A 3,075-nucleotide genomic window follows, 5' to 3' on the forward strand; every position below is an offset into this window, starting at 1 on the left:
GCCGACCGGGCGGGGGCCGAGCCGGCGGCACCGAGGGCTCGCCGGGGCCGAAGCGGCACGAGCGCCGGAGGCGGTCCCGCCGCGCGCTGGGGAGCCGGATTCGTCGGCTTACTCCTCGGCCTCGCGGTGTGGGCGCTTCTCACCTCCGGCCTCGTCACAGACGACCCGGTGATCGGAGGCATGTCCCCGGTCGAGACGTGGTCCGGATTCGGCGAGCTGCTCGACCGTGGGGTCTTGATCTCGGATGCCGCGGTCAGTCTGTACCGGCTGGTCGCGGGGCTCGCCGTAGCCGCCCTCCTCGGAGTTCCGCTCGGCCTGTGGCTCGGTCTCCGTCGACGCGCGGAGGCCGTCGCGGGCCCGCTCGTCCAGTTCCTCCGCATGATCTCGCCGCTGTCATGGGCGCCGGTCGCGATCGCCGTCTTCGGGATCGGCAACGAGCCGGTGATCTTCCTCGTCGCCGCGGCGGCGATCTGGCCGATCATGCTCTCCACCTCGTCCGGAGTCCACGCGATGGACCCGGGTTATCTCGACGTGGCCCGCACGATGGGCGCCAGCGGGTGGGAGCGACTGACGCGGGTCGTCATCCCGGCGGTGAGACCGGCCATCCTCGGCGGAATCCGGCTCGCCCTGGGCACGGCGTGGATCGTGTTGGTGCCCGCGGAGATGCTCGGTGTCCGGTCGGGGCTGGGTTATCAGATCCTCAACGCCCGCGATCAACTGGCCTACGACCAGGTCATGGCGGTGATCCTGGTCATCGGCGTGCTGGGGTTCGCGCTGGACTCGCTGTCGCGGCTCATCCTGCGGGAGCGGACCGCGCGCTGACCCGCGGGCCCCGTCGATGGCCGCAGGTGCGGGGCGGGGGTCACACCCGGCGCAACTCCGAACGCAGGTGGTGCGTGAGGGGTACGCCGACGGCGGCCATCGCGAAGGTCGTCACCATCCGGTCGCCGGCGATCTCGTATCGGCGACGGGTGGTGACGACCTCCTTGGCGGTGGCAGTGCCCACGACGCGCGAGTCGAACTCCACCACCACGGTGTCGGCCTCGGCGACGACCGTGCCCTCGCACAGTTCGGTCTGCCCGGTGGGCTGGGCGAGGACGAACTCGGCCACGCCGTCGCGGGGCGCTCGGAGGTACCCCGTCTCGGTGTGCATGGGCGAGCCGTTCGGTGCCCACGTCCGCTGTATGTAGTGGAGGAAGGGCTTCCCGACATCCGTGAACGTGAGCTCCTCGGTGTAGGTGAAGTCGTCGATCGTCGGGTACGTTCCCGCGCCGTCGCCCTTCCAGGTGCCGAGAAGTGCCGCCAGGGGCGTGAGGTTCGGGGCGAGCGTCGATGCAGGGTCCATGGCCGTGAGACTAGGCCACGGCCGGACATGCGGCGATCTCCGCGCCGGGCTGACGCCGCTCGCGGTACTCGGGGCGCCTGCTGATCACCCGTCCCAGACCGGTTCGCCGCTCTCATCGAGCCGCAGGCCCTCGCTCGGGGTGTGCTCGGTGATGGATCCGGAGTGCATCAGGTGACCCACGGGCATGTCGTGGACGGTCGCCACTACGTCCGCCACGATCCGGCGGTGACAGCGCCACCACACGGATTCCGAGCACATCACCGCCACCTGTCGTCGGCGGGCGTCCGCCACGACTCGGTCGAGGGCCTCGCGGAAGGAGGGATCGCGGGTCCAGGCGCTGTACGCCCGGAACGCCTCGACGCGCCACCAGGTGTCGGGGGAGCGGCGACGTTCGTCGGCTCTGAGGTGCCGGCGCCCGCCGAGGTCCTCTTCCCAGCGGTAGTCGATGCCGGCCTCGGCGACGATCTCGGGCACGGCACCCTTCGACGCGGCCTCGTTCGCCCGGCTGCCGGGGAAGCGCCGGATGTCCACGAGGAGCTCGACCCCGGCACCGCGCAGGAGGCGGGCGAGTGCGTCGCGGTCCAGTCGTCCGTGCCCCACGGTGAGGAGCATCAGCGATCGGTCTCCCGCCCCGCGCCCTCGGGCGCCCGCGGCTCGCCGCTGCCGGCAACGCCGTCGTTTCCGTCAGCGGATCCCCGCCGCGGGATCAGGTGCATGACCGCGACGATCACCGCGCCCACGGCGAGGCCGAAGACCAGGGCGCACGCCGTGTCGACCAGCCATCCGAGCACGGCGCCGACGCCGGCCACCGCCGCCGCGGGCTCCGCCAAGAGGTGCACGAGGTGGTACGGCGCGGTCACGCCGAGCTCGTCGAGGCCCACGAGGAGGATGTGTCCGCCGACCCACAGCATCGCGAGCATGCCGACGAACGAGATCACCTCGAGCACGGTCGGCATCGCCTTGACCAGGCCGCGGCCGAACCGCTGGACGCCGGGGGAGTCCCTACCGGCGAGGTGCAGCCCGACGTCGTCCATCTTCACGATCACCGCGACGACACCGTAGACGAGCGCGGTGATGCCCAGGCCCACCACGACGAGGATGATCGCGCGCGACCAGAACGACTCGGAGGCGACCTCGTTGAGAGCGATCACCATGATCTCGGCGCTGAGGATGAAATCGGTGGTCACCGCGCCGCGGACCATCCGCGCCTCGGCCTCGGGGCCCTTCTCCACGACGGGCGCGGCCTCCTCGTGATGACCCGAGACGCGCTCCCACACCTTCTCGGCGCCCTCGTAGCAGAGGTAGAGGCCGCCGAGCATGAGGATCGGGGTGAGGAGCCACGGGACGAACTGGCTGAGCAGGAGCGCGAAAACGATGATGATCGCCTTGTTGCCCAGCGATCCGAGCGCGATCTTCCGGATGATGGGCAGTTCGCGGGACGGATCGACGTCGCGCACGTACTGGGGCGTGACGGCGGTGTCGTCGACCACCACGCCCGCGGCCTTGACGCTGGCCCGACCCGCGGCGGCCGCGACGTCGTCGGCACTGGCGGCAGCCATGCGTGCGAGTACAGCGACGTCGTCGAGTAGGGCGGCGAGTCCACCGGCCATGGAAGACCTCATTTCTGGCGGGCGGGCGCGGCCCGGTGATCGGGTGCGGCCCCGCGGACGGGTGATCCGACCGTGCCGGATCGCGTGGCCACAGCGTATCGCCGGGGCGGCGCCCGCGCC

General features: G+C 71.5%; 4 protein-coding genes. 1 reads left to right on the plus strand and 3 read right to left on the minus strand.

The features are described from left to right. The first annotated feature begins 180 nt into the window (after positions 1-180). The gene (locus G6030_RS10000) at positions 181-822 is read left to right on the plus strand and encodes an ABC transporter permease (protein WP_187701703.1); all 642 of its coding nucleotides are present in this window, start codon (positions 181-183) and stop codon (positions 820-822) included. A 40-nt stretch (positions 823-862) separates the two neighbouring features. On the opposite strand, the gene G6030_RS10005 is transcribed toward G6030_RS10000, so the two are convergent. The 3 genes from G6030_RS10005 to G6030_RS10015 all read right to left on the minus strand — a co-directional run bounded on the left by G6030_RS10005 (position 863) and on the right by G6030_RS10015 (position 2,955). After that, a complete protein-coding gene (locus tag G6030_RS10005; protein ID WP_007629778.1) occupies positions 863-1,345 on the minus strand; it encodes an FABP family protein in 483 nt (160 codons plus the stop codon). Positions 1,346-1,429: 84 nt separating this feature from the next. Beyond that, on the minus strand, positions 1,430-1,957 hold the full coding sequence (locus G6030_RS10010) for a DUF488 domain-containing protein (protein WP_063972036.1): 528 nt from the start codon (positions 1,955-1,957) through the stop codon (positions 1,430-1,432). Next, positions 1,957-2,955 (minus strand): DUF808 domain-containing protein, encoded by a 999-nt coding sequence (locus G6030_RS10015; RefSeq protein ID WP_063972037.1) that lies wholly within the window; start codon positions 2,953-2,955, stop codon positions 1,957-1,959. Before G6030_RS10015 ends, G6030_RS10010 begins: the two co-directional genes overlap by 1 nt. Between the last annotated feature and the right edge of the window lie 120 nt (positions 2,956-3,075).

This window comes from Dietzia sp. E1 (assembly GCF_014145015.1).
Lineage (GTDB): Bacteria > Actinomycetota > Actinomycetes > Mycobacteriales > Mycobacteriaceae > Dietzia > Dietzia cinnamea_A.